Origin of the sequence: Mycobacterium sp. shizuoka-1 (assembly GCF_002723835.1) — a bacterium.
In the GTDB taxonomy this organism is placed as follows: domain Bacteria; phylum Actinomycetota; class Actinomycetes; order Mycobacteriales; family Mycobacteriaceae; genus Mycobacterium.
In genome coordinates, this window is the sequence record NZ_BEWG01000040.1 from 1 (window position 1) to 3,334 (window position 3,334).

At 70.0% G+C, this 3,334-nt stretch carries 3 protein-coding genes; 2 read left to right on the top strand and 1 reads right to left on the bottom strand.

Features of this window, described 5'->3' with window-relative positions; all coding sequences use genetic code 11:
• The first annotated feature begins 505 nt into the window (after positions 1 to 505).
• Positions 506 to 1,558 (top strand): DUF4328 domain-containing protein, encoded by a 1,053-nt coding sequence (locus MSZK_RS13285; RefSeq protein ID WP_099248515.1) that lies wholly within the window; start codon positions 506 to 508, stop codon positions 1,556 to 1,558.
• Positions 1,559 to 1,562: 4 nt separating this feature from the next.
• Complete coding sequence (locus MSZK_RS13290) at positions 1,563 to 2,384, top strand: glycerophosphodiester phosphodiesterase (RefSeq protein WP_099248517.1); 822 nt, start codon at positions 1,563 to 1,565, stop codon at positions 2,382 to 2,384.
• On the opposite strand, the gene MSZK_RS13295 is transcribed toward MSZK_RS13290, so the two are convergent.
• Positions 2,381 to 3,310 carry an LCP family protein gene (locus tag MSZK_RS13295; RefSeq protein ID WP_099248611.1) on the bottom strand — a complete coding sequence of 310 codons (930 nt, stop codon included), beginning with the start codon at positions 3,308 to 3,310 and terminating at the stop codon, positions 2,381 to 2,383. The genes MSZK_RS13290 and MSZK_RS13295 overlap by 4 nt on opposite strands.
• Between the last annotated feature and the right edge of the window lie 24 nt (positions 3,311 to 3,334).

A 3,334-nucleotide genomic window follows, 5' to 3' on the forward strand; every position in this document is an offset into this window, starting at 1 on the left:
ATCACCACCGACCCCACACCGGCATCGGCGGAATGACACCAATCGAGCGCCTACGCGTTCACAACCTACCCGTGAAGAACAGCTAGCGCGAGGAAAATCGACCCGAGGCCCTGGGCTCGACCGCCTGCGGAGTCCATGGTTTGGCCCGGGTGCGGTGGGGTATTCCAGATCACAGTCTGCTCGAAGCGGGTCGGCGTGTCGCCCGGCGCGTCGCCCGAGCCGGCCCGACGGTTAGCGCGCCAACCGATTTCGCTCGCCCGCCACGAACTTGTTGATCAGGGTGCGTTCGGGTCGGCGGGTTATCCACAGATACCGCCCGTCTTCGGGGCGACATCGTGCGCTCACTGCCCCTTCACCGGCGTGGACACCTGTGGATAAACCTGTGGAAACTGTGGATAGTCCAGTCATTGCTGCACGTCCCGGAACGCCGAAGATGCACCGCGTGCCACAATCCGCCGTTGGCGCATCCCTCCAGACAGTGGTACGGCTCGCTAGGCTGGTCCGCGTGATTCAGGTGTGCTCCCAGTGCGGGACGCGGTGGAACGTGCGTGAGCGCCAGCGCACCTGGTGCCCCCGCTGCCACGGTGCACTGCTGGCGCCGTCGGGTCCGGCGGATCCGCGCTGGACCCCGGCCGCCACGAGTCACCCGCCCGCCCGTCCGGCCGGACCACCACGTGGTGGACCGCGACCGCCGTCGGGATTCCGCTGGATCGCCGTCCGGCCCGGTCCGCCACCCCCACCGCGCCGTCCCCGTCGTCAGCTCGGACCGACGCCGCGTTACACCTACATCCCGCGCTGGGGACTGGGCGACCACGTGGTGGCGCCGCCACCCGCGCACGAGACCGCGGTGAAGAACGGACCCGCGCCCGTCACCGTGCGCGCGGCGCTGCTGTCTGCGGGCGTCATCTTCGGTCTGGCCGCGGCGATCCACATCGTTCGCTACGTGCTGCTGCTGATCAATCGCACCTCACTACTGCCACCGCTGGTGGCCGGCGCGGCGTTGTGGCTCGGCGTGTTGATCAGCCTGGCCGCGATCGTGTCGGTGATCCTGACCGCCGTGGTCACCACGTCGTGGCTGATCGCGCGGCGCGCGGCCGTCTACCACCACCTCGGGCACGAAGACCCGCGACCGACCTGGGCGCTGTGGGCGGGCTGCTTGGTGCCGGTGGTCAACCTGGTCTGGGCGCCCGTCTACGTCATCGAGCTCGCGCACGCCGAGCAGACCCAGGCGCGGCTGCGCGGGCCGATCACCGCCTGGTGGATCGCCTGGGTGCTCTCGACCGCCGTGTCGATCTTCGGGATCGCGACGAGCTTCACCACCAAACCGCAGGGAATCGCCGACAACACCGTGACGGTGATCGTCGCCTACCTCCTCGGCGCCGGCGTACTGGTGCTGTTGTGGCAGGTGTTCGACGCCTTCGTGCGTAAGCCCGTCGAACGCCCCCTGCATCGCTGGGTGGTGGTGGGCGAGGATCGGCCCGCCGAGCCCGAGGAACGGCCCGCCGAGACCGAATCGCCGCCAGCGGTTGAGCCGGACCAACAGGAACCGGCAGCATAGGCCTATGCAATCGGCCGGCGAACCGCACGGCGGGCACCCCTTCGTGGTCGCCCACCGCGGCGCTTCGGCCGACCGCCCCGAGCACACGCTGGCCGCCTACGAGCTCGCGCTGGCCGAAGGCGCCGACGGGGTGGAGTGCGACGTCCGGCTGACCCGCGACGGCCATCTGGTGTGCGTGCACGACCGGCGGGTGGACCGCACGTCGACCGGCACCGGTCTGGTCAGTGAGATGACGCTGGCCGAACTCAAACGGCTGGATTGGGGTCAGTGGCACAGCAGCTCGGAGGCGCCAGGCTCGCTCACCGGCACCGGTCTGCTCACCCTCGACGACCTGGTCCGGCTGGTCCTGGACTGGAACCGGCCGGTGAAGATGTTCATCGAGACCAAGCACCCGGTCCGCTACGGCGGGCTGGTCGAGAGCAAGGTGCTGGCCCTGTTGCATCGTTACGGGATCGCGGCGCCGGCCTCGGCGGACCTGTCCCGAGCGGTGGTGATGTCGTTCTCGGCTGCCGCAGTATGGCGCATCCGCCGGGCGGCGCCGCTGCTGCCGACCGTGCTGTTGGGTGAGACGTCTCGGTATCTCGGCGGAAGCGCCGCCACGACCGTCGGGGCCACCGCCGTGGGGCCGTCGATCGCGACGCTGCGCGAGCATCCCGAACTCGTGGACCGGGCCGCCGCCCAGGGACGCGCGATGTACTGCTGGACCGTCGACCACTACGAGGACGTGGGCTACTGCCGCGACCTCGGCGTGGGGTGGATCGCCACGAACCATCCGGGCCGCACCAAAGCCTGGCTGCAGAACCCGTTGGCCGTCCCCGGCGATTAGGGCTGCGCGTCCAGCACCTGCTGCGGGATCGCGGAATCGGTTCGCAGCGCCTGGAACAACTCGCCGGCCGCCTCGGAGTCCCACACCACCACCGAGCCGGAGTCACTCGAGGTGAACTCGCCGATCGGCACCGTGAGCGCCGTCGTCGAGCCGTGCAACGCCCAGCCCAGCTGCGCCAGATCCCAGACGTGGTCGCCGGTGTCAACGGTCAAGGAGCCGACGGCGGCGGCGGGTACCGAATACCAGCGCCACGGATTGAGCCACACCCCGGCGCTGCCGGCCCGGTGCATCATCGCCGCCATGAACTCCCGCTGATGAACCATCCGGTCCAGGTCGGCGCGGGGAGTCGCCCGGCTGCGGACGTACCCCAATGCCTGCCGCCCGTCGAGGGTCTGGCAGCCCGCCGGCAGGGCGATGCCGGCCAGCGGGTCGTCGATCGGATCGGTCGGGCACACCTGGATGCCGCCCAGCGCGTCGACCACCACCGCGAAGCCGTCGAACCCCACTTCGGCGTAGTGGTCCAGGCGCAGACCGGTCGCCTGTTCGACGGTCTGGGCCAGCAGTGGTGCGCCACCCTCGGCGAACGCGGCGTTGATCTTGTCCTTGCCGTAGCCGGGAATGTCCACATAGGAGTCGCGCGGGATGGAGACCATGGTGGTGGGGGCAGATGAGCCGAGTGCGGGGATGTGCACCACCAGGATCGTGTCGGTGCGGCCGTTGCCCAGGTCGCCACCGGTGGTGAGTTCGGCTTGTTGTTCCGGGGTGAGCCCGGCCCTGCTGTCGGAGCCGACGAGTAGCCAGGTGGTGCCCGCGCCGGCGGCCGGGCGGTCGGCGTAGCCGAACACCGCGACCCGGTGCAGGGACGACTCGATCCAGACGGCGCCCCCGAGGACCCCGCCGACCGCAAGCAGGACGACGATGGTCAGTATCGCGAAGATCGTTGCACCCCA